The 23,103-nt window shown below is 69.3% G+C and carries 18 protein-coding genes and 1 pseudogene; 6 read left to right on the top strand and 13 right to left on the bottom strand.

Features of this window, described 5'->3' with window-relative positions; translation table 11 throughout:
• Positions 1–26 precede the first annotated feature (26 nt).
• The 6 genes from BN971_RS14380 to BN971_RS14355 form a co-directional block, all read right to left on the bottom strand.
• Positions 27–2,021 carry a vWA domain-containing protein gene (locus BN971_RS14380; protein ID WP_090350179.1) on the bottom strand — a complete coding sequence of 665 codons (1,995 nt, stop codon included), beginning with the start codon at positions 2,019–2,021 and terminating at the stop codon, positions 27–29.
• Complete coding sequence (locus BN971_RS14375) at positions 2,014–3,396, bottom strand: sigma 54-interacting transcriptional regulator (RefSeq protein WP_085181449.1); 1,383 nt, start codon at positions 3,394–3,396, stop codon at positions 2,014–2,016. The genes BN971_RS14380 and BN971_RS14375 overlap by 8 nt, the downstream gene beginning before the upstream one ends.
• A 78-nt stretch (positions 3,397–3,474) precedes the next feature.
• The gene (gene purH / locus BN971_RS14370) at positions 3,475–5,046 is read right to left on the bottom strand and encodes a bifunctional phosphoribosylaminoimidazolecarboxamide formyltransferase/IMP cyclohydrolase (protein ID WP_276010954.1); all 1,572 of its coding nucleotides are present in this window, start codon (positions 5,044–5,046) and stop codon (positions 3,475–3,477) included.
• A 20-nt stretch (positions 5,047–5,066) separates the two neighbouring features.
• Positions 5,067–5,729 carry a phosphoribosylglycinamide formyltransferase gene (purN, locus tag BN971_RS14365; RefSeq protein WP_085181451.1) on the bottom strand — a complete coding sequence of 221 codons (663 nt, stop codon included), beginning with the start codon at positions 5,727–5,729 and terminating at the stop codon, positions 5,067–5,069.
• A 74-nt stretch (positions 5,730–5,803) separates the two neighbouring features.
• Entirely contained in the window at positions 5,804–7,147 is a 1,344-nt protein-coding gene (locus BN971_RS14360) for a cell division protein PerM (protein WP_428978058.1), read from the bottom strand.
• 40 nt (positions 7,148–7,187) lie between these two features.
• On the bottom strand, positions 7,188–8,078 hold the full coding sequence (locus BN971_RS14355; protein ID WP_085181453.1) for a DUF5336 domain-containing protein: 891 nt from the start codon (positions 8,076–8,078) through the stop codon (positions 7,188–7,190).
• A gap of 159 nt (positions 8,079–8,237) precedes the next feature.
• Between BN971_RS14355 and BN971_RS14350 the strand changes: the two genes are divergently transcribed.
• Positions 8,238–9,086 carry an LLM class F420-dependent oxidoreductase gene (locus BN971_RS14350; RefSeq protein WP_085181454.1) on the top strand — a complete coding sequence of 283 codons (849 nt, stop codon included), beginning with the start codon at positions 8,238–8,240 and terminating at the stop codon, positions 9,084–9,086.
• A 95-nt stretch (positions 9,087–9,181) separates the two neighbouring features.
• Here the strand turns inward: BN971_RS14350 and BN971_RS14345 are convergent, their stop codons facing one another.
• The 3 genes from BN971_RS14345 to sucC all read right to left on the bottom strand — a co-directional run bounded on the left by BN971_RS14345 (position 9,182) and on the right by sucC (position 12,871).
• Entirely contained in the window at positions 9,182–10,711 is a 1,530-nt protein-coding gene (locus tag BN971_RS14345) for an acetyl-CoA acetyltransferase (RefSeq protein WP_085181455.1), read from the bottom strand.
• Between the two features lie 81 nt (positions 10,712–10,792).
• Complete coding sequence (gene sucD / locus BN971_RS14340; protein ID WP_085181456.1) at positions 10,793–11,695, bottom strand: succinate--CoA ligase subunit alpha; 903 nt, start codon at positions 11,693–11,695, stop codon at positions 10,793–10,795.
• 12 nt (positions 11,696–11,707) lie between these two features.
• Positions 11,708–12,871, bottom strand: coding sequence for an ADP-forming succinate--CoA ligase subunit beta (gene sucC / locus BN971_RS14335; protein WP_085181457.1), 1,164 nt, complete (start codon positions 12,869–12,871; stop codon positions 11,708–11,710).
• A gap of 324 nt (positions 12,872–13,195) precedes the next feature.
• Between sucC and BN971_RS14330 the strand changes: the two are divergent.
• Positions 13,196–14,210 (top strand): annotated as a pseudogene (locus BN971_RS14330) (M23 family metallopeptidase).
• Position 14,211: 1 nt separating this feature from the next.
• Positions 14,212–14,787, top strand: coding sequence for a hypothetical protein (locus tag BN971_RS25080; RefSeq protein ID WP_085181459.1), 576 nt, complete (start codon positions 14,212–14,214; stop codon positions 14,785–14,787).
• Between the two features lie 13 nt (positions 14,788–14,800).
• On the opposite strand, the gene pcrA is transcribed toward BN971_RS25080, so the two are convergent.
• Positions 14,801–17,146 carry a DNA helicase PcrA gene (gene pcrA, locus BN971_RS14320; protein WP_085181460.1) on the bottom strand — a complete coding sequence of 782 codons (2,346 nt, stop codon included), beginning with the start codon at positions 17,144–17,146 and terminating at the stop codon, positions 14,801–14,803.
• Positions 17,147–17,656: 510 nt separating this feature from the next.
• Here pcrA and BN971_RS14315 point away from each other — a divergent pair.
• Together BN971_RS14315 and pgi are read left to right on the top strand one after the other, a co-directional pair.
• Complete coding sequence (locus BN971_RS14315) at positions 17,657–17,974, top strand: chorismate mutase (protein WP_085181461.1); 318 nt, start codon at positions 17,657–17,659, stop codon at positions 17,972–17,974.
• A 107-nt stretch (positions 17,975–18,081) separates the two neighbouring features.
• On the top strand, positions 18,082–19,746 hold the full coding sequence (gene pgi, locus BN971_RS14310; RefSeq protein ID WP_085181462.1) for a glucose-6-phosphate isomerase: 1,665 nt from the start codon (positions 18,082–18,084) through the stop codon (positions 19,744–19,746).
• 27 nt (positions 19,747–19,773) lie between these two features.
• Here pgi and BN971_RS14305 read toward each other — a convergent pair whose 3' ends face one another.
• Positions 19,774–20,349, bottom strand: a complete 576-nt coding sequence (locus BN971_RS14305) for a TetR/AcrR family transcriptional regulator (protein WP_085181463.1) — start codon at positions 20,347–20,349, stop codon at positions 19,774–19,776.
• Between the two features lie 100 nt (positions 20,350–20,449).
• Between BN971_RS14305 and BN971_RS14300 the strand changes: the two genes are divergently transcribed.
• Complete coding sequence (locus tag BN971_RS14300) at positions 20,450–21,769, top strand: oxygenase MpaB family protein (RefSeq protein ID WP_085181464.1); 1,320 nt, start codon at positions 20,450–20,452, stop codon at positions 21,767–21,769.
• 15 nt (positions 21,770–21,784) lie between these two features.
• On the opposite strand, the gene BN971_RS14295 is transcribed toward BN971_RS14300, so the two are convergent.
• Positions 21,785–22,534 (bottom strand): SDR family oxidoreductase, encoded by a 750-nt coding sequence (locus tag BN971_RS14295; RefSeq protein WP_085181465.1) that lies wholly within the window; start codon positions 22,532–22,534, stop codon positions 21,785–21,787.
• Positions 22,535–22,622: 88 nt separating this feature from the next.
• Complete coding sequence (locus BN971_RS25805; protein WP_245836793.1) at positions 22,623–23,090, bottom strand: zinc finger domain-containing protein; 468 nt, start codon at positions 23,088–23,090, stop codon at positions 22,623–22,625.
• Positions 23,091–23,103: the final 13 nt, after the last annotated feature.

Here is a 23,103-nt window from a genome sequence, read left to right as displayed (position 1 = left end):
GATACCCGGCCGGGGAGCCGCCAACCCTACCGGCGGCGCCGCGATCTCAGGTAGTCACCGACCACGGCGGCCCCCAGGCCGTCGTCGTCGGGCACCACGACCCGTCCCTCGACACGCCGCGCGACCTGGTCGATGAACCGCGCCAGCCCCGGGTCGCTGCCGAGCCGGAAGATGGTGATCTGCGCGCCGAGGCGGGCCATGTCGTCGAACCCGCGCACCGTGTGGGCGATGGTCCGCGGGTGCGGCGGGTAGTCGAAGAACACCGTGGTGCCGTCGCCGTCGAAGTCCTCGAGGTGCGCGGTCGGCTCGCCGTCGGTCACCACCAGCACGACGGGCTGCGCATTGGGGTGCCGGCGCAGGTGCCGGCCGGCCAGAGCCAGCGCGTGATGCAGGTTGGTGCCCTGCTCGTAGACGCCCTCGAGGCCCGTGAGCTCGGCGGCCGTGACCGTGCGGGCGTAGCGGCCAAACGCGATGATCTGCAAGGCATCCGACCGGAACCGGGTGGACACCAGGTGGTTGAGCGCCAGCGCGGTCTGCTTCATCGGCAGCCAGCGGTTCTCCATGACCATCGAGAACGAGGTGTCGACCAGCAGCGCCACCGCCGCCTGCGTGCGCGTCTCGGTCTCGGAGACCTCGACGTCCTCGACGGTGAGGCTCAACCGGCCGGCCCGCTTCCCCGAACCCGCCTGCCGCAGCACCGCGTTGGTGAGGGTGCGGGGAATGTTCCACGGCTCGGTGTCGCCGAACTGCCAGGGCCGGGTCGCGCCGGTGAGTTCGCCGGCCGCTCCCGCGCGCCGATGGTCGCGCTCGCCGCGTCGCCCCGAAAGTTGTTGCGCCACATCGCGCAGGGCCGTCTCGCCGAGCCTGCGCATGGCCTTGGGCGACAGCCGCCACTGCCCGTCGGAGCCGCGGTCCAGGAAGCCCTGATTGAGTAGCGCGCGTTCCAGCTCGGCCAGGGTCCGGGCGTCGACCGCCGCCTGGTCGCCCAGCTGACGCGCCAGCGCGTCGAGGTCCACGTCGTCCATGGTGGCGCCCGGATAGCTCTGGGAGAGTTGGTCGGCCAGCTGCTCCAGCTCGGCGATGTCGGACAGCGCCTGCGTGCCCTCGCCCATGCCGAACGGGTTGTCGCCGGAAAACTCCTCCGACCCGGTCCAGTCCTCGCCCGGCCGCGCCGCCTGCAGGTGCGCGTCGAGCCGGTTCAGCGACTGCATCAGGTCGGGGGAGCCGAACGCCTGCTGCGCCAACGCATCCAGCTCGGCCCGCTGCTCGGGGCTCAGGCTGTTGCGGAAGCGTTGCGCGGCGGCGGCACGCTTGGCCAACGAGTCGAGCAGCTCGTCGACGTCCCGCGGGTTCTCCGGGAAGAACTCGCCGTGCTTGTCCATGAAGTTCTGGAAATCCTCGGCGGTGTCCTCGCCGCGGCCGTGCTTGTCGAGCAGCTCGTTGAGGTCGTCCAGCATGTCCTTGACGCGCTGGCGGTCTTCCTCGGTGGCGCCCTCGAGCGCCTGCTTCATGCCCGCGAACCGCTGGTCCAGCATCTCGCGGCCGAGTAAATCCTTGATCTGCTCGTACTTTTCGCGGGCCTCGGCGCTGCGCCAGTTGTACTCGGAAAGCTCCTGCACCGCCTTGGCCGGCGACGCGGGCAGGGCGTCGAGCTGCAGTTCGCCGAAGCGGGCGTCGTCGTCCAGCGCGCGGGCGAGTTCCTTGCGTTCGGCCAGGACGGCCTCGTCGAGCAGCTTCTTGATCTCCTGCAGCGTGCCGTCTAAGTTATTGCGGCGCAACAGGTCCCGACGGCGCTTGTTGGCCTCCGCCGCCAGCCGGTCGGCTCCCCGCATGCCCTCGGTGCCGCGACGCAGCAGCTCGGAGAGCGCGCGGCGCGGCGACGTGCCGGCCATGACGTCCTGGCCGATCTGCTCGAGGGCCTCGCGCAGGTCCACCGGCGGGGCCAGCGGGTCCGGCCCGCCGGGGTACGCCGAGTAGCGCGAGGAGTGGCCCCTGGAGGGTTGCGAAAAAGGTTTAGCCATAGACGGTTTGGCCCTCTCCGGACACCTTGTCGATGCGCTTGGCCAAATACAGCGCCTCGAGCGCCAGCTCGAGCGCGCCAGCCCGCTCCCCCACGGACTGCGCGTTCAGTTTCTCCGCGATCTTGTCCACGACCGGCAGGGCCGGCACCGCGGCCAGCACGTCCTTGGCCGCGACGCGCTCGCCGGTGGTGACCGCCGAGCCCCGTTCCACCGCGGCCACCAGCGTGCCGACATCGATGCCACCGAGCACGCGCGAAGCGGTGTCGGCGGTCGCGCGGCGCAGCAGGTGCTCCAGCACGGCCTGTTCGCGGCCCTCCTCGCCGGACTCGAACTCGAGCTTGCCGCGCAGCACGTCGATCACCGTGCCGAGGTCGACGACCCGGGCCACCGGGTCGGTCTCCCCCAGCACGGCGCCGCGGTGCCGGGCCGAGGCGGCCACGGTTTCGGCGGCCGCGATCGCGAACCGGGCCGAAACCCCGGAGCGCTGGTCGACGGAGTTCGACTCGCGCAGGTAGCGGGCGAAGCGGGCGATCACCTGCACCAGGTAGTCGGGCACCTGCGCGCTCAGGTGCGCCTCCTGCAGGATGACGCCGACTTCGGCGTCGAGCTCCAGCGGGTAGTGCGTGCGGATCTCGGCGCCGAACCGGTCCTTGAGCGGGGTGATGATGCGGCCGCGGTTGGTGTAGTCCTCGGGGTTGGCGCTGGCGACCACCAACACGTCCAGCGGGAGACGCAGCGTGTATCCGCGGACCTGGATGTCGCGCTCCTCCATCACGTTGAGCATCGACACCTGGATGCGCTCGGCGAGGTCGGGCAGTTCGTTGACGGCGACGATGCCGCGGTGCGCGCGCGGGATCAGCCCGTAGGCGATGGTTTCGGGGTCCCCGAGGCTGCGGCCCTCGGCGACCTTGATCGGGTCGACGTCGCCGACCAGGTCGGCCACGCTGGTGTCCGGTGTGGCGAGCTTCTCGGTGTAGCGCTCGCTGCGGTGTCGCCACTCGATGGGGAGGTCGTCGCCGTGGGTGGCGGCGCGGCGGATCGACTCCGGCGTGATCGGCGAGTACGGGTGCTCACCCAGTTCGGCGCCGGCGATCACCGGCGTCCACTCGTCGAGCAGTCCCGTCAGGGCCCGCAGTAGCCGGGTCTTGCCCTGACCGCGCTCGCCGAGCAGGACGAAGTCGTGTCCGGCGATCAGCGCCCGCTCCACCTGCGGCAACACGGTGTCCTCGAAGCCCAGGATCCCCGGCCAGACGTCGTCCCCCGCGGCCAGCGCGGTGAGCAAATTCTCCCGGATTTCCTGCTTGACTCCCCGTTCGCGGTGACCGGCGGTGCGCAGTTCGCCGACGGTGCGGGGCAGATTGCTCGGTGATGTCACCTCTCCAAGCTACGACCTGGCTCCGCCTACGTCATGCGCACGGCGTTCGCGGCGGGCGTATTCACGCCCGGACACTGCTCAGTGCGCGAAGTGGCGGGCGCCCGTGAGGTAGAGCGTGATGCCCGCGCCGGCGGCCGCGGCGGTCACCTCGTCGTCGCGGACGGACCCGCCCGGATGCACCACGGCCCGCACGCCGGCGGCCATCAGCATCTCGAGCCCGTCGGGGAAGGGGAAGAACGCGTCGGAGGCCGCGACCGCGCCGCGCACCCGGTCCTCGCCGCGCGCGTTGCCTCTTTCCACGGCCAGCCGGGCGGCGTCGACCCGGTTGACCTGGCCCATGCCGACCCCGATCGTGGCGCCCCCGCCCGCGATCACGATGGCGTTCGATTTGACCGCGCGGCAGGACCGCCACGCGAAGACGAGGTCGCTCAGCGTCGCGGGGTCCGCGGGCGAGCCAGTCGCCAGCGTCCAGTTGGCCGGGTTGTCGCCGTGCGCGTCCAGCTCGTCGCGCTGCTGGACCAGCAGCCCGCCGCTGACCGGTCGCAGCTCGGTGCCGCCGGTCAGCGGTTCGGAGGCCAGCAGCACCCGGATGTTCTTCTTGCGCGTGAGCACGTCGAGGGCGCCGGGCGCGTAGGCCGGCGCGATGATCACCTCGGTGAAGATCGTGCTCACGTACTCCGCCATCTCGACGCTGACTTCGGTGTTCGCCGCGATCACCCCGCCGAAGGCGCTCAGCGGGTCGCATTCGTGCGCCTTGCGATGCGCGTCGGCGACCGAGACCGCCGAGATCGCGATCCCACAGGGGTTGGCGTGCTTGATGATTGCCACGCAGGTCTGTTCGTGGTCGAACGCGGCGCGCCACGCCGCGTCGGCGTCGGTGAAGTTGTTGTAGGACATCTCCTTGCCGTGCAGCTGCTCGGCCTGCGCCAGGCCGGGCCACGCGCCGGGGTCGTCGTACAGCGCGGCCTGCTGGTGCGGGTTTTCGCCGTACCGCAACATCGCCGAGCGCCGCCAGCTGCGGCCCAGCCAGCGCGGGAAGGCCGACGGCGGATGCTCGGGCGCCAGCGTCGACTCCATCCACCCGGCGACGGCGATGTCGTAGTCGGCGGTGTGCTGGAAGGCCAGCGACGCCAGCCGCCGGCGCTCGGCGAGCGTGAATCCGCCATGCCCGACGGCGGCGAGCACCCCGTCGTAGCCGCGCGGGTCGGTGACGACCGCGACGCTGGGATGGTTCTTGGCGGCCGCCCGCACCATCGACGGCCCCCCGATGTCGATCTGCTCGACGCATTCGTCGATGCCCGCGCCGGAGTCGACGGTCTCGCTGAACGGGTACAGGTTGACGACGACCAACTCGAACGCCGCTATCCCGAGCTCCTCGAGCGCGGCGGCGTGCTCGGGTTTGCGCAGATCGGCGAGCAGGCCGGCGTGGACGCGCGGATGCAGCGTCTTGACGCGGCCGTCGAGCACCTCGGGGAAACCGGTCAGTTCCTCCACCCGCGTCACCGGAATGCCTTTGGCGGCAATGGTCTTGGCCGTCGACCCGGTCGAGACGATCTCGACGCCCGCTGCGGTCAGTCCGCGGGCGAGCTCGATGAGCCCGGTCTTGTCGTAGACGCTGATCAAGGCGCGACGGATCGGCCTTCTCGCCATTTCGGGGAAGTCGTCGGTGCTCACCGGTTCATCGCCTTTCGTCCGATCGCTTCTCGTCCGACCGTCGCTTTTCGTCCGACGACGGTCATGCCGCCGATCGCGATCGCGGCCACCACGTCCACCAGGAGTTTGCGTTCGGTGACCTTGATGCGCTCGTGCAGCGTCTCTTCGGTGTCGTCGTCGAGCACCGGCACGGATTGCTGCGCCAGTATGGGGCCGGTGTCCGTGCCCGCGTCGACCAGGTGCACCGTGCAGCCGGTGACCTTCACGCCGTAGGCCAACGCGTCGGCCACCCCGTGTGCGCCGGGGAAGGCGGGCAGCAGCGCCGGATGGGTGTTGACGACCCGGCCGTAGAATTGTGAAAGGAATTGCGGCCCAAGTATTTTCATAAACCCTGCCGAAACCACCAGGTCCGGCGAGTGGGCGAGCGTCGCGGCGGTGATGGCGGCGTCCCACGCGGAGCGGTCCGGGTGATCGCCGAGCCGGACGGTGAACGCGGGCAGCGAGGCCGCCGCGGCGATCTGCAGGGCCGGGCAGTCGCGATCGGTGCCCACGGCCACCACGCGCGCCGGGTAGTCGCCCGCGGCGGCGGCGATCAGCGAGTCCAGTAGCGAACCGGTGCCCGATGCCAGGACCACGACCCGCGCCGGTGCGCTCGGGGGCAGGCGGAGCGGTTCGACCACATCGAGAGCCTAATCTGGCGGGCCGTCGCGCCGAGCCTGCGCCCAGGGCTGCGTCGCCCGGCGTGTCGACACCCTCAGCGCTCGTCGACGGCCGGCTCGTCGACGGCCGGCTCGTCGGCGGCCGGCTCAACCTCCTCTGCCGGCTCAACCTCCTCGGCCAGCTCGCCGCCCGGCTCTTCGCCGTCCTCCACGAGCGCGTCGTCCTCGAGTTCCGCGGCAAAGTCCGCGGGCTCCTCGGCCTCGGGTACCGGCTCGGGCCTGGGCTTCGGCCGCCTGGGCCGGCGCCGCACCCCGCCGGTCATCACCACGGTCACCCAGCCGACGACCGTGAACCAGAAGAACACCCCGAGGACCAACGCACCCTGGTCGACGCCGACGTCCCCGAAGTTGCCCAGCCGGCCACTGCCGCCGAACGCGAGCAATGACATCACCGCCGCCCCGGCCACCGCGGCCACCAGCAGCTTGGCGACGGCCTGAGCCAGCGGCAGCGCGCGGCGGGCGCATTGCTGCCCGACCGCCACCCCCGACGACGCACCGACGATGAGCAGCGCGACCCACACCGGGCCCAGCGGCGGCCGCGGTACCGCGGCCAGGATCGGCAACGCCGGAATGTCGCCGCCGAAAACGGTGAACGAGCTGAACGTCGCGAAGCCGAGGTGCGCGCTGGAACCCACCGCGATCGCCGAGGTTCCGACGATGACGTTGGGCGCGTACAGCACCGACAGCACCGTCAGGCTGAACTGCCCGAAGATCGAATCGGTGATCCCGTACAGGTCCTGCATCGTCGCCCAGTGCACGACCAGCGACCCCGCCGTCACCATCCCGGACAGGCCGACCAGGGCCAGCACGCCCGCCGACGCCGCACGCAGCGAATCGGCCAGCCAGTTCGGCAACGGCGAAGTCCTCAGCGCCCGGCGTCCCACCCTGGACCACACACCGATCGACGCGCCGATGGCATGCACCACCAGCACGCTGACGAAAGCCCTTAGCGCGCTGGGCGTTTGGAGCTCGGTGAGCACCGACGACGCGTCGTGGATGACTGCCAGCGCGATCGCCGCCAGCAGCATGGGGCCGCCCAGCGCCGACGCCACCACCCAGCGCACCACCAGCCACGACGAATAGGGAGAGACGGCCCGGGCGGTCGCGCGCGCCGTGGCCCAGACCATCAACAGCACCGGCAGCAGCGGCATCACACCCAGCTCGTGCCCGCCGATCGAGATCGGCACCTGGTGCACGCCCAGCCAAATGCTGGCAATGGCCCCCAACGCGCCGGTCATGTCGCTGTTGGCGATCAGCAACTGAAGCAGCGTGACGGCGGCGATGATCACCAGCGCCACCACCGCCGGGCCGAACGCGACCCGGACCAGGTCGCGGGCTTGGCGGGCGCCGGGCGCCCTGTTGTCCTCCACCCGCGTCACTGTTGGCGCACGTCCCGAGACTAGGCGCGGAAGCGCATGATCAGGACGGCGCTGGACCAGACGGCGACGACGGCGACTGCGGCCCCTCGGACTGGTTGGCGTAGTTCACCGGAGCCGACGATCCCCCTTCGGAGCCCGAGCTGTCGGCGCCGGCCGAGGGTGGCGGGCTGAAGCTCGGGAAGCCGGTCGGCGGCGTGGAGGTCCCGTGCTGCTGGCCGGCAGGGTGCTGCTGGGCGCCGAACCCGCCGGTGGTCGGAACGGCACTCTGGGTGGGGGCCTGGCTGGACGGGTAGCCGCCGTACTGCGCCCCGTAGCCGGGGGGCTGTTGCGACTGCTGCTGGCCGGCGTGCTGCTGCTGACCGTAATACGGCTGTTGTCCGTACTGCCCGTATTGCCCGTACTGGCCGTATTGCGCGTAGGGGTCGTACTTGGGGCGCGGCGCCGGCGCGGTGATCACGCCGGCGTCCAGCAGCAGCGCCGCCACCGCGACGGACGCCTCGAGCACGCTCGCGAGCAGGACCAGCCACAGGCCCCAGCCGATGGACACACCGTTGCCGGTGTTGACGAGCCCGGCGATCAGCATCAGCACCGCAAGCAGGGCGACCACCGCGGTCGGGGCCGCGTAATTCCTGGTCTTGGGCACCAGGCTGACGGCGGCGAGCAGCGCGGCCAACAGCGCCGCGATCACCCCGACGGACACCCCCAGATCGCTGACCCCCGACATGCCGCCCCCGATCTCCACGCTGACGGTGAACATCGGTCCGAAACTCGCGAGGTAGGCCAAGAACCCGAGAACCGCCACCGCGATCGTGAGGTAAAGGGGCAGCTTGCTCTTGCCGTCGTCGTCCTTGGCGAACGATGGCGCGCCGCCCGCATAGGATCCGCCGGGTTGCGTCGGTGGATATCCGGGGCCACCGGGCGAATAGGTCATGACTCCTCCTGTTGCAGTGCGATGCTGTGCTCCCAGGTGATTCGACCACCCACGCTAGCGCACCCCCGGAGGCGCCCGCGGGAGCGACCAACCCGCCGCGCGGGCGCCACAGCCGGACCCGCTTGCCCCGCAGAGGTAGAACACGTTCTAATTCTCGGCATGGATTACGGCCTCGTGCTTTTCACCAGTGACCGCGGCATCTCACCGGCCAAGGCCGCCAAGCTCGCCGACAACCACGGCTTTCACACGTTCTACGTACCGGAGCACACGCACATCCCGGTGAAGCGGGAGGCCGCCCACCCGACCACCGGCGACGCGTCGCTGCCCGACGACCGCTACATGCGGACGCTGGACCCCTGGGTGAGCCTGGGGGCGGCGTGCGCGGTGACGACGCGGGTGCGGCTGTCGACGGCCGTGGCGCTGCCGGTCGAACACGACCCGATCACGCTGGCCAAAAGCATCGCCACGCTGGACCACCTGTCCGGCGGGCGGGTCAGCCTCGGGGTCGGGTTCGGTTGGAACACCGACGAACTCGCCGACCACGGCGTGCCGCCCGGGCGCCGCCGCACGATGTTGCGCGAGTACATCGAGGCCATGCGGGCGTTGTGGACCGAGGAGGAGGCCGCCTACGACGGCGAGTTCGTCAAGTTCGGACCCAGCTGGGCGTGGCCCAAGCCGGTGCAACCGCACGTGCCCGTGCTGGTGGGTGCGGCCGGCAACGAGAAGAACTTCAAGTGGATCGCCCGCAGCGCCGACGGCTGGATCACCACGCCGCGCGACTTCGACATCGACGAGCCGGTCAAGCTTCTGCAGGACACCTGGGCGGGCGCCGGCCGCGACGGCGCCCCGCAGATCGTGGCGCTGGACTTCAAGCCGGTGCCCGAGAAGCTGGCGCGCTGGGCCGAGCTGGGGGTGACCGAGGTGCTGTTCGGCCTGCCCGACCGCCCCGACGACGAGATCGCCGCCTACGTCGAGCGGCTCGCCGGCAAGCTGGCCGCCGTGGTGTGAGCACTCGGCGGCCTCCACTCCACGAGACATAACCCAGCGCGACGCGGATCGGCGTGTCGTGTGCGTGGTTTATGTGTCGCGAAGAGATCGGCGCGTCAGGCCGGCGTGCAGCGGTTGCCGTAGTCGAAGGAGCGCACCCGGACCCGACGCCCCAGGGGGTCGCCGTCGATCAGCAGTGCGATCAACTCGTCGTCCTCGGTGGTCGACAGGAACCGGCTACCGTCGTCCAGGCGTCCGATGACGATCCCGGTCGGGCGTCCGTCGTCGCGGCGCACGGTGTAGGTCTCGACGGTGCCGATGCCATCGGCCTGCTCGGTCACGGGCACCGTCGGCAGCGCGGCGACCCGCGCCTGCAACGGCGCGCTGCGGTCCGGCGTCCACGCGGCCGGGGCGGTCGAATAGACGCCCACCGAGTACTTGCTCAGGATGCCGCCGTTCGCCCCGACCAGACCGTACTCTCCTGGGGTGCTTCGCATTTGGGCCACGGTCTCGGCGACGGCGTGCATCGAGTAGTTGTTGCCGGCGCCGCCGAAGAACGGCAGCCCGCCGGTCAGGGTCAGCCCGCGCGGGTCGTCGGTCGCGATGCCCAGGCCGTCGCAGATGTTGAACACCGGCACCGGGAAGCAGCTGTATAGGTCGAAGGTCGCGACGTCGTCGATGCCGATGCCGGCCATGTCCAGGGCCTCGCGCACGGCCATCACGGCCGAGGGGGCGTGGCCGAGGTCCTGCCGCTGCAGCAGGGGCTGCTCCTCGAGGTCGGCATGGCCGCGCAGGAACACCCACTTGTCCGACGGCACGCCCAGCCGTCGCGCCGCCTCCACCGACATCAACAGCGCTGCCGCGCCCTGGTTCACCTGGTCTCGGGCGACCATCAGCCGCGGGTACGGCTCGGCGATCATCCGGTTGCTCTCGGTCACGGTGATCAGCTCGTCCACCGTGCGTTCGACCGGCGCGGCGGCGAACGGGTTGTTGGCGGCGATCTTGGTGAACGGCGCGAACAGCTCCCCCATCGTCCGGCGATAGTCGCCCGGTCCCAGCCCGGTTCCGGCCCGCCGCGCGTTCTCCAGCAGCCCGTATTGGATCGGGGCGCTGGTCAGCCCGTGCATCACGGTGTAGCGCGAGATGAGTTTCGCGATGCCGGTGCCGCGATCCTCCAGGTCGCCCTCGACGGTCTCGGTGAAATCCGGCTTGTCGTCGGCCCGGGCGAAGTGCCGCAGCGTCGACGTCGCATCCGAACCGAAGATCAGGGCGGCCTCCGAACGGCCCGCGGCGACCTCGGCGGCCAGCTCGCTGATCAGGTGCTGGGGTCCCTGGCCGCCCACGATCTCGAGGATGGCCCGGCGGGGCCGCGCCCCGAGCCGCTTGGCGACCGACCGCGGGTAGTTGTTGGACCGCCCCAGCACGGCCGAGGCGATCGGCCCGGAGATCTCGAACTGCCGGACACCGGCCACGGTGTCCACCGCCGAGGCCACCGCGTCGAAGTCTGCGCCGCAGTCGAGCAGCGCCGCGCGCGCGGCGCCGGCCGCCAACTCCACGGGCGACAACGCCCGGTAGTCGGGGTCGTCGATGCGTTCGGCGGACTGCCCAACCCCGACGACGACGGGTGTCTTCGGGTCGAGATTCATAGACCCACTATCTACCGTAGGGTCCCGGCGGGCGTGCAACCGGGCCACCCGGCGCGCGCGGCGGAACGACGCCGGCAGACGCTACAGGCTCTTCAGGATCTCCCGGGCCAGCGCGGCGGTCTCCGACGGCGTCTTGCCGACCCTGACGCCGGCCGCCTCCAGGGCTTCCTTCTTGGCGGCCGCGGTGCCCGACGACCCGGAGACGATGGCGCCGGCGTGGCCCATCGTCTTGCCTTCCGGGGCGGTGAATCCCGCGACATACCCGACGACCGGCTTGGACACGTTGGCCTTGATGTAGTCGGCGGCGCGCTCCTCGGCGTCGCCGCCGATCTCACCGATCATCACGATGACCTTGGTGTCGGGGTCCTTCTCGAACGCCTCGATGGCGTCGATGTGGGTGGTGCCGATCACCGGGTCACCGCCGATGCCGATCGAGGTGGAGAACCCGAAATCGCGCAGCTCGTACATCATCTGGTAGGTCAGGGTGCCGGACTTGGACACCAGCCCGACCGGGCCGGGGCCGCTGATGTTGGCCGGGGTGATGCCGGCCAGCGCCTCTCCCGGGGTGATGATGCCGGGGCAGTTCGGCCCGATGATGCGCGTCTTCTGCCCTTTGTCCACGTTGTAGGCCCAGGCATACGCGCTGTCCTGCACCGGAATTCCCTCGGTGATGACGACCAGCAGCGGGATCTCGGCGTCGATCGCCTCGATCATGGCGTCCTTGGCGAATTTCGGCGGGACGAAGCCGACCGACACGTTGGCGCCGGTCTCCTTCATCGCTTCGGCGACGGTGCCAAAGACCGGAAGCTCGACGTCCTTGCCTTTCGCGTCCACGTGCGAGACGGTGGTACCCGCCTTGCGGGCGTTCACCCCGCCCACCACCTGGGTGCCGGCCTTCAGCATGAGCGCGGTGTGCTTGGTGCCCTCGCCGCCGGTGATGCCCTGGACGATGACTTTGGAGTCCTTGTTCAGGAAAATCGACATGTGTTGGCTCCCTTACTTATTCGCCAGCTCGGCGGCTTTGTCGGCACCGGCGTCCATGGTCTCGGCCACAATCACCAGGGGATGGTTGGCCTGTGCCAGGATGCGGCGCCCTTCGTCGACGTTGTTGCCGTCGAGCCGGACGACGAGCGGCTTGTTGGCCTCGTCGCCGAGCATGTTCAGCGCGGTCACGATTCCGTTCGCGACGGCGTCGCAGGAGGTGATCCCGCCGAAAACATTCACGAACACGCTCTTGACCTGCTTGTCGTTCAAGATGACGTCCAGCCCGGCGGCCATCACCTCGGCCGAGGCGCCGCCGCCGATGTCCAGGAAGTTGGCCGGCTTGACGCCGCCGTGCTTCTCCCCGGCATAGGCGACGACGTCGAGGGTCGACATCACCAGGCCCGCGCCGTTGCCGATGATGCCGACGGCACCGTCGAGCTTGACGTAGTTGAGGTCGTGCTCCTTGGCCTTCAGCTCGAGCGGGTCGGTGGACGCGCGGTCCTCGAACTCGGCGTGCTCGGGGTGTCGGAAGTCGGCGTTGGCGTCGAGCGTGACCTTGCCGTCCAGCGCGAGGATCCGGTCCTCGGGGTCGCGCACCAGCGGGTTCACCTCGACCAGGGTGGCGTCCTCGGCGACGAAGACCTCCCAGAGCTTGGAGATCGTCACCGCCGCCGCGTCGAGCACCTCGGCGGGCAGGTGGCCCTGCTCGGCGATCGAGCGCGCGGTCGCCAGGTCGACGCCCTTGACGGCGTCGACGGGGACCTTGGCGAGCCGGTCGGGCTTGGTGGCGGCGACTTCCTCGATCTCCACGCCGCCCTCGACCGAGCACATGGCGAGATAGGTGCGGTTGGCGCGGTCGAGCAGGAAGGAGATGTAGTACTCCTCGGCGATGTCGCTGGCCTCGGCCACCAGCAGCTTGTGCACGATGTGGCCCTTGATGTCCAGGCCGAGAATGTTCTTGGCGTGCTCGTAGGCGTCGTCGGGCGTGGCGGCGTACTTGACGCCACCGGCCTTGCCTCGTCCGCCGATCTTGACCTGTGCTTTGACCATCACCGGACGGCCGATCTCGGCGGCGATCTCGCGGGCGCCCTCGGCGGTGTCCGTCACGCGCCCGGGCGTGGTCGGTACGTTGTGCTTGGTGAACAATTCTTTGGCTTGATATTCGAAAAGGTCCATGAGCTCACTGTCTTCACTCGGCTTGACTGCTAGGCCTGAACGTCGGCGGTGCCGCTCCCGGCAACTCGCACGGAGGAACTGTATCCACCCCCAAAACGGCCGCTACCGGCGCGTCCCACGATGTGGCGCAGGTCACGGCATACCCCGGCGCGTCGCTCGTGATCCAAGTCACACTTTCCGCCCGATCGCGGCCCGAGGTTGCCAGCGTCGTCCTAAAGCGGATACCTTCCTTAGGGTCCAGATAACGGTATGGTCACGATACGAGGACAATTCAGTTTGCCCCAGCACCGGTTTGCTCCGAGTTCGGCCGTGACACCAGGCGTGATGAGGGTTGCTCGCGCGGCGCACGGCCGGTGGGCCGAACCCCACCGCAACGAGGTCACGGAGATCCTGCCCCTCGACGGCTTCGATTTCGGCGACCTGGATTTCAGTGACGCCAGCGAGCTGGACGACCTGGATTTCAGCGCCGACTCAACTTTCGACAACGCGGCGCGGGTGTTGCTGGCCCCCGAGCTCGACGACCTGAGCGACACCGACAACCTCACCCCACTGCTGCTGGCCTCGCCCGACGAGGCCCCGACCCGAGTGGTGGCGGTCGATTCGCGGTTCGGCTCTCGTGACGAGTTCGGCGACACCGACGTCATCCCCGTGGTGCGGCGCGGCGGGCAGCACCGCAAGCAGCCGACCAGCGCCGCCAGGGGCCGCCGCTGCCGCGGCCGCGCACAGCGCGACGGGCCACGCCGACACCCCCAAGACAGAGCCCGTGCTGATGGCCAACGCGTCGTCGCTGACCGGCGGGTCGGGAACCGACAGCATCCGCGGCGCACAGGTGATCGCGGTCGCGCCCGCGGCCAGCGCGGCCGTGCACAATCAGGAGCTCGCCAAAGGGCTGGCGTTCGCGAACGACCGCGCCCAGCGCGAGGCCCGGCTGCAGCAGCCGCTCTACGTCATGCCGACGAGAGGCATCTTCACCTCCAACTTCGGCTACCGCTGGGGCGTGCTGCACGCCGGCATCGACCTCGCCAACGCGATCGGCACTCCGATCTACGCCGTGTCCGACGGGGTCGTCATCGACGCCGGGCCGGCCGCGGGCTACGGGATGCTGGTCAAGCTGCGGCATGCCGACGGCACGGTCACGCTGTACGGCCACATCAACACGACGCTGGTCAGCGTCGGCGAGCAGGTGATGGCCGGCGACCAGATCGCCACCATGGGCAACCGGGGAAATTCCACCGGCCCCCACCTGCATTTCGAGGTGCTCCAGGGCGGCACCGAGAGGATTGATCCTGTCCCGTGGCTCGCAAAGCGGGGACTTATGGTCGGCAACTACGCTGGTTGAGGTGAGCGCGCCAAACCAGCCAGCACCTCCTGGGCCGCCATCAGAGCCCGAGTCACCCTCCGACACCCGCACGCGAATCATCCGGCGGGCGCCGACCGGCCCGATCCCCACCGCGCCGGACTCCGCCACGACGCACATTCCCCGGCTCGTTTCGCCGCCGGCCGGCGAGCCGCGCGCCGGTCAGGGCGCCCTCCCCGGTGCGCCTGCGGGCGAACGCGGGCGAACCGCCGTTGCGGCGTGCGCGGTCAGCATCGTCGGCGGATGGGCGACATCGGTGGTGGCCACCGACCTCGTCGCCGGCTGGTGGCGAACCGACCGGCTGTTTTGCATCGCGGTCGCGTTCCTCGCCCTGGTGTTCGCGGCGACCACGGTGTCCGGGGTGATCCTGTTGCTGCAGCGCCGATCCCTCGGTCGGTACCTGATCGTCGCCGGCGCGGTCGTCGCGGTGTTGACCTACGGCGGCGTCTTCGTCGCCGGCGCGCGCGTCGCCTGGATCGTTTACACCCTGTGGTTGCTGCCGGTCTCCAGCGCGGTGCTGGCGCTGCACCCGCGAACCACCCGCTGGCTGCACGGCTGACCCGAGCGGCCCGCTAAAGCTTGCTGATCGGGGCGTGGTTGTGCATCAGCTTCACCCGCCCCGCGCTGCCGAAGTCGATCAGCGACATGGCCGATTCCCCGACCCCGGAAACTTCCTCGACCCGGCCCAGGCCGTACTTGTCGTGCGTCACGCGGTCACCCTGTTCCAGGACCAGCAGCGGGCGTTTGCTCGCGCCCGAGCGGGTCGGCGCCGCGCGGGGCGCGCCGAAACGGCCGGCTCCGCTCACCGGCGCGCTGAACGACGGGGCCGGCGCGGTGCGGCGCCACTCGATGAGTTCCTGCGGAATCTCCTGCAGGAAACGTGATTCCGGGTTGAGCATCGGCTGCCCCCACGAGGACCGGACGATGGCCCTGCTGACGTAGAGGCGCTGACGGGCCCGCGTGATGCCGACGTAGGCGAGGCGCCGCTCCTCGGAGAGTTCGATGGGATCGTCCAGCGACCGCATGTGCGGGAACATGCCGTCCTCCCACCCGGTGACGAACACCACCGGGAACTCCAGGCCCTTGGCGGTGTGCAGTGTCATCAGCGTGACCACGCCCGCGCCGTGCTCGGGGATCTCGTCGGTGTCGGCGACCAGGGACACCCGCTCCAGGAACTCCGCCAGGACGCCGGTGTCCGGCACGTCTTCGTCCTCGGGCGTTCTTGCCGACTCGTCGAGGGCGGCGGCTTCTTTGGTTTCCAAGGCCCTGTCGGTACTGAATTCGTGTGCGACGCTGACGAGTTCGTTGAGGTTATCCAGCCGCGCCAGTTCCTGCGGGTCGTTGGAGGACTCCAGCTCCCGGCGGTACCCGGTCCGCTCGAGCACCGACTCGACCAGGTCGCCGAGGTCGTCGTCGAGGCGGCCCCGCAGGTCGTCGAGCAGCTCGACGAAGCCGGCGATGGCCTTCTCCGCGCGCGTGTTGAGCATCGGCACCTTGCCTTCGGCCGCGGCCACCAGCGCGTCGGCGAAACTGGAGCCGGTGTTCTCGGCGTAGACCGCCACGCACGCCTCGGCGCGGTCCCCGATGCCACGCCGGGGGGTGTTGAGGATGCGCCGCATGCTGACCGCGTCGCCGGGGTTGTCGAGCACGCGCAGGTAGGCGACGATGTCGCGAATCTCCTTGCGCTCGTAAAAACGCACTCCGCCAACGACTTTGTACGGAATACCGGCGCGGATGAACACCTCTTCCAGCGACCGCGACGAGTTGTTGGTGCGGTAGAACACGGCCACGTCGTTGTAGGTGATCTCGCCCCGCTCGGCGAGCGCATCGATCTCCTCGGCCACGAACCGTGCCTCGTCGTGCTCGTTGTCGGCGACATAGCCGACGATCAACTCGCCCGTGCCCGCATCGGTCCACAGGCGCTTGTCGCGGCGTCCGGCGTTCCGGGCGATCACGGCGTTGGCCGCCGACAGGATGTTTTGCGTTGAGCGGTAATTCTGTTCCAGCAGAATGGTTGTCGCGTCCGGGTAGTCGCGTTCGAAGTCCTCGATGTTGCGAATGGTGGCACCGCGGAACGCATAGATCGACTGATCTGCGTCGCCCACGACGCACAACTCGGCCGGCGGCACGTCATCGGAAACCTCGTCAGAGCCGCGCCCGGCCAACTCGCGCACCAGCACGTACTGCGCATGGTTGGTGTCCTGGTACTCGTCGACCAGGACGTGCCGGAACCGGCGCCGGTAGTACTGGGCGATCTGCGGGAAAGCCTGCAGGATCCCCACGGTTTCGCCGATCAGGTCGTCGAAGTCCAAGGCGTTGGCCGCCCGCAGCCGCCGCTGGTATTCGCCGTAGACCGAGGCGACGGTGCGGCTCAGCTCGTCGGATTCGTCGGTCAGATCGGCCACCGCCTGGTGCGGGTCCACCAGCTCGTTCTTCAGGTTGGAGATCGCGTTTGCCAGGAGCCGCGGCGAGTAGCGTTTGATGTCGAGCCCCATGTCCCGCCCGATCATCTGCAGCAGGCGCCGCGAGTCGTCGGCGTCATAGATCGAGAAGTTGGAGTTGAGGCCGTCGATCAGCGTCGCGTGGTTGCGCAGGATGCGCACACAGCTGGAATGGAAGGTCGACACCCACATCGCGCGCGCCCTGGGGCCGACCAGCCGCACCACGCGCTCGCGCATCTCGGCGGCGGCTTTGTTGGTGAAGGTGATGGCCAGGATCTGGCCGACCCCGACACCGCGCGCGGCGATCAGGTAGGCGATGCGCCGGGTCAGCACGGCCGTCTTGCCCGAACCCGCCCCGGCAACGATCAGCAGCGGCGAACCCTCGTGCACCACGGCCCGGCGCTGTTGGGGGTTGAGGCCGTCGAGCAGTTCGTCGGCTGCGGAGGTGGACCTGGTATCGGCTGCGTGCACACTCATGTCTGTCCAAACTTACCTCCCGCGACCGACAGGGCGGGTCGGTTGCCGTCGAGGTCGCGGGCCGGATATCGCGCGTCGGCCGACGAACGGGTGAGGCGGCGCCGGGACGGCGGGGTCGTCAGGGGAAGACACGTTGCGGGCGTCGGCGTCGAGCGGGCTGCAAAGGCTGGGCGGCGGCCGCCTCCGCCGCCGCATACAGGCCCGCATCCGAGGTCAACGCCGGCATGGAGTGCCCATGGACCAGCGCCGCCCGCACGCTCAACGCCTGGTCCGGTCATGAATGCGTAGTTCGCTCCTCGCCCTGGCCCAACCTTGGCGCGTCGGAGCCGATTTGGGGCGGCATTTTTGCGCGGAAGCTGCCACAAGTGGCACACTCATCTGGTGCTCAACGCGCAGCGCCGATTTTTCTACGGGTACCCGCCAGCGGTGCCCGTGGTCTAGCTGCTATCGCAGAGCCCCGTGGTCCGCTTCCGGCTTCGGGGCTCGTTTCTTTTGTGAGGTCCGTACCGGATGAGGCCAGAACCCCCACATCAGGAGAACGCGGAGTTAGCAGAGATGAACATCGAAATGACCGACACCGAGCAGGCCGCCGACATCGACGAGTTGCGGCGGGAGATAGACCGGCTGGACGCCGAGATCCTCGCCGCGGTCAAGCGGCGGGCCGAGGTGTCGCAGGCGATCGGCAAGGTCCGAATGGCTTCCGGCGGCACGCGGTTGGTGCACAGCCGCGAAATGAAAGTCATCGAACGCTACAGCGAGCTGGGCCCGGAGGGTAAGGACCTGGCGATGCTGCTGCTGCGGTTGGGCAGGGGCCGGCTCGGGCACTAGCGCCCCGGTCTTTCACACCTGGCCGGGTCGTAGCGGGCCGCATAGGGTCGAGTTATGACCCGCATCGACGACGGTGCGGAGCCACGCGATGAAGAGGAGCGGCGCCCATGACTTCCGTGCACACCATCCCCGACATCACCGCCACCCCGGCGTGGGACGCCCTGCGCAAGCATCACGGACAGATCGGCAAGACCCACCTGCGCCAATTCTTCGACGAAGACCCGGATCGGGGCCGCGACCTCAGCCTTGAGGTCGGCGACCTCTACATCGACTACAGCAAACACCGCATCACCCGAGAGACGCTGCGGCTGCTGGTCGACCTGGCGCGCGCGGCTAACCTCGAGGAGCGCCGCGACCAGATGTTCTCCGGTGCGCACATCAACACCTCGGAGGACCGCGCGGTGCTGCACACCGCGCTGCGGCTGCCCCGCGACGCCGAACTGATGGTCGACGGCCACAACGTGGTCGAGGACGTCCACGAGGTGCTGGACCGGATGGGCGACTTCACCGACCGGTTGCGCAGCGGGGAATGGACGGGGGCCACGGGCGAACGCATCAGCACCGTCGTCAACATCGGCATCGGCGGATCGGACCTCGGCCCGGTGATGGTCTACCGGGCGCTCCGCCACTACGCGGACGCGGGAATCTCGGCGCGCTTCGTCTCCAACGTCGACCCGGCCGACCTCACCGCCGCTCTCGCCGACTTGGAGCCCGCCACAACACTTTTCATCGTCGCCTCCAAGACGTTCTCCACACTGGAGACCCTGACCAACGCGACCGCGGCGCGCCGCTGGCTGACCGGCGCCCTCGGCGACGCAGCGGTCGCCAAGCACTTCGTGGCCGTCTCCACCAACAAGCGCCTGGTCGACGACTTCGGGATCAACACCGACAACATGTTCGGCTTCTGGGATTGGGTGGGGGGCCGCTATTCGGTCGATTCGGCGATCGGGCTGTCGGTGATGGCGGCCATCGGCCGCAACGCCTTCGCCGATTTCCTGTCCGGATTCCATATCGTCGACCGGCATTTCCGGACGGCGCCGCTGGAGTCCAACGCGCCCGTGCTGCTGGGCCTGATCGGCCTCTGGTACTCCAACTTCATGGGCGCGCAATCGCGCGCGGTGCTGCCGTATTCCAATGACCTCGCCCGCTTTGCGGCCTACCTGCAACAGCTGACCATGGAATCGAACGGCAAGTCGACCCGCGCCGATGGCACGCCGGTCACCACCGACACCGGGGAGATTTTCTGGGGCGAGCCCGGGACCAACGGCCAGCACGCCTTCTACCAGTTGCTGCATCAGGGCACCCGGCTCGTTCCGGCCGACTTCATCGGCTTCAGCCAACCGCTGGACGACCTGCCCACCGCCGACGGCGACGGCAGCATGCACGACCTGCTGATGAGCAACTTCTTCGCCCAGACCCAGGTGCTGGCGTTCGGCAAGACGGCCGAAGAAATCGCCGCCGAAGGCACCCCCGCCGAGATCGTGCCGCACAAGGTGATGCCGGGCAATCGGCCGTCGACGTCGATCCTGGCCGACCGGCTGACCCCGTCGGTGCTGGGCCAGTTGATCGCCCTCTACGAGCACCAGGTCTTCACCGAGGGCGTGATCTGGGGCATCGACTCGTTCGACCAATGGGGCGTGGAGCTGGGCAAGACTCAGGCCAAGGCGCTGCTCCCGGTGATCACCGCCGACGGCTCGCCCGCGCCGCAATCCGACAGCTCCACCGACGCGCTGGTGCGCCGCTATCGAACCGAAAGAGGCCGCACCAGCTGACAATTCGCGGCAAAAGCTCGCCCGGAGTCAGGACGGCCGGCCCACCAGCTCCGAACCCAGCCGGCGGACGAAGGTCCGCAGCCGTTCCGCCGACGCGTTCTGCGGATCGCTGAGGCGCAGCTGCAGCAATTCGCGCCCGGCGGCGTGCAAAATCCGGGCGGTGTATTCCGGCTCGTGCAGCGCGGGGTTGTGGCGCAGCAGTTCGCGGACGAAGAAGCCCAGCACGACCTCCTGGGACTGGGATAGCCGGGCATACAACTGCGGCGGCGCGCCCTGCGGGGGGAACAGGAACAGCCGCCAGGTGGCCGGGTGGGCGTCGACCGCGGCCAGCACCCCGTCGAACGCGACCACCAGCGACTGATCCTCGGCCACCGCGTCCAGCCCGGAGATCGCCTCGGCGAATTGCGCGCCGGCGCGCGCGGCCTCGCGGTCGATCAGTTCGACGAACAGCCCCGCCAGGTCGCCGAACTTCTGATAGATCAGCGACCGGTCGACGCCGGCCGCCTCCGCGATGCGGTTCGGTGTCGCGGCATGAAAACCTTCGACGTCGACGATCGCGTGGGTGACGTCCAGGATCTGTTCGCGCCGCGCTTCGGCGGACATTCGGCGCTTCGGGCTCTGCCTGGTCGCGGCGGTCACGCTTGACATACTAACTAACAAGTTGTGAGTATTACTCACTAATTGTTAGTTAGCGGGAGGTCGCATGGTCACGTATTACCCCGAACTCGCCCGCCGAGTTCGCAGCCAGCGCGACCTACAGCCCGACCTCTACGGCGACTTCGACTTCGACCAACAGCCCGATCGCCTGGCCACCGAGCCCGACGCCGACTCCGCCCTGCCCGCCTGGGTCGCCGACCGCGCGCCGATCCTGGAAGACGAGCGCGTCACGGAACTGATCAGCACGGCCACCATGCTCGGCGACGTCGTCGCCGATCCCTATGCGGCCCTGATGAATACGTACAGTGTCACGAGCCTGATCGACATGCTCAAGACCGCATGCCGGGAAGGAATCGAGGCGGTGCCCGACGCGCCCCCCGAGCTGGAGGCGTTCATCGCCGCCATGGAGGCCACCCCGGAGTGGATCGACTTCGGCCTGGTCCGTGAAGGCGCTCGCCAGGAGCGCATTCCCGCGGCGCTGCTGGCCCCCTTCATCACCCGGGGCGCCTTCATCGCGACCTTTACCAACACCTACGCCGCGCTGCCGATGGCCCTGACGGGGGCTTTGTCCGGCAAGCGGGCCGCCCGGCGGGTCAACGAGACGGCCAGCTTCTTCGCCGTCACCACCCTGCCCGGGGCGCTGGACCGCTACGGCCCCGGGTTCGAAGCGGCGGCCATGGTCCGGCTGATGCATTCGATGGTCCGCTACAACGCCCTGAAGAAATCCCACAAATGGGACACGGCCGTCTACGGCATGCCGGTGCCGCAGGTCGACCAGATGCCCGCGGGCATGATCGGCCAGTACCTCTTGGCGCGTAAGGCCAGAAACGAGGGCCGCACCGAGTTCACCCCCGAGGAACGCGCCGTCGTCGAATTCGCCAGGTACCGCTGCTTTTTACTCGGCCTGCCCGAGGAACTGCTGCCCGCCGAGCCCGCCGACATCATGCACGTCATGCACGCGCGCTCGGCGCTGCTGCGAGACGGATTCGACTCCATCTGCCAAGAACTGGTCCGCGGCACGATGGCGGCCTACCTGCGTCCGGGCACCACCCTGTTCGACCGGTGCGCCGAGGCGGTCGAGAAGAGCTTCAGCAAGCTCACGTTCGTCCGCACCTTCTGCAACGGCGACCGCGACATCGCGCAGGCCATGGGCGTCACCCTCGGACCGCTGGATCTGGCGCGCGTCGCCCTCACCACGCCGTTCATCATCGGGCGTTTCACCGCGGTGAGCCACGCCAGCCGCATCCCCGTGCTGCGGGACATCACCGACGCATACGTCATCGCGCTGCTCAAGCTGCGGCTGGCAACCTACGGCAAACCCGAATTCACCACCGACGCAGCGCATTACACGCCGGTCGCACACTAATATCACGACAGGGCGTCAGGCGAACCACTTGGTCAGCGGCGGCGGCAACACCCGCATCACCTGGACCAGCGGCGCCCACGGCCACCACGGCACCGCCGCCCGGCCCGGCTCGCGCTCGATCGCGTCGACCAGGGCCTTGACACCAGTTGCGTTGTCCACCATCAACATCGTGCTGTTGGACTTGGCGGTCATCTCCGACTCGATGTAGCCGGGCTCGAGCACCGAGACCTTGATCGGACCGCTGCGGTATTCGGCGCGCAGCGATTCGCCCAGCGAGCTCAGCCCCGCCTTGCTGGCGGCGTAGGCGGCCTTGACGCCCGGAACCCCTTTGTTGCCAAGCACCGACGAGATGAGCACGAGATGCCCCGATCCGCTCTTGCCGAACATCTCCAGCGCGGTCTCGATCTGCACCAGGGCGGCCACCAGGTTGGTCTCGATGGTCGCCTTGTTGGCCCACAGCTTGCCCGAACCCAGCTTGGCGCCCTTGCCGATGCCGGCGTTGACGATGACCCGGTCGACGCCACCCAGCTCGTCGGCGAGCTCGGCGAACACCTTGGGCACGGCCTCGTGGTCGTTGACGTCCAGCGCCGCGACGGCGATCGTGATGGCCGGATACTGTTGGGAGAGCTCGGCTTTCAGCTCGTCAAGGCGGTCGGTGCGACGGGCGCACAGAGCCAGGTCGCGGCCCTTGGCGGCGAAGGCGCGCGCCATGCCGGCGCCCAGGCCGGAACTGGCGCCGGTGATGAGGATTTTCTGGCGGGTCACCGGGGCAGCATATCGGCCGCCCGGCCGGTGTCGACTTGTTGGGCTCGACACCCGGCTTCCGGCGACACGTTCGACGTTCGGGGTCGGGTTACTTGAGCAGACGTGACATGCGACGGTCGGCCAGGACCTTGCCGCCGGTCTGGCAGGTCGGGCAGTACTGGAAAGACTTGTCCGCGAACGACACTTCGCGCACCGTGTCCCCGCAGACCGGGCACGGCAGCCCGGTGCGGGCATGCACCCGCAGGCCCGAACGCTTCTCCCCCTTCAGCATCGCCGCGCCCTGGCCGACCGAGCGGCTCACCGCGTCGGTCAGCACCGAGATCATCGCGTCGTGCAGGGCTGTGAGCTGCTCGTCGGTCAGCTTGGCGGCGGTCGCGAACGGCGAGATCTTGGCGACGTGCAGGATTTCGTCGCTGTAGGCGTTGCCGATGCCGGCGATCACCTTCTGATCGGTGATGACGGTCTTGATCCGGCCGGTGTTACCGGCGAGCACGCGGGCCAGGTCGTCCGGGCCGAGCTCCAGTGCGTCCGGGCCCAGCGCGGCGATGCCCGGCACCGCCTTCGGGTCG

Source organism: Mycobacterium bohemicum DSM 44277, assembly GCF_001053185.1.
In the GTDB taxonomy this organism is placed as follows: domain Bacteria; phylum Actinomycetota; class Actinomycetes; order Mycobacteriales; family Mycobacteriaceae; genus Mycobacterium; species Mycobacterium bohemicum.
Note: the sequence above shows the minus strand (reverse complement) of the source record. Positions and strands in the feature narration are given on the sequence as shown.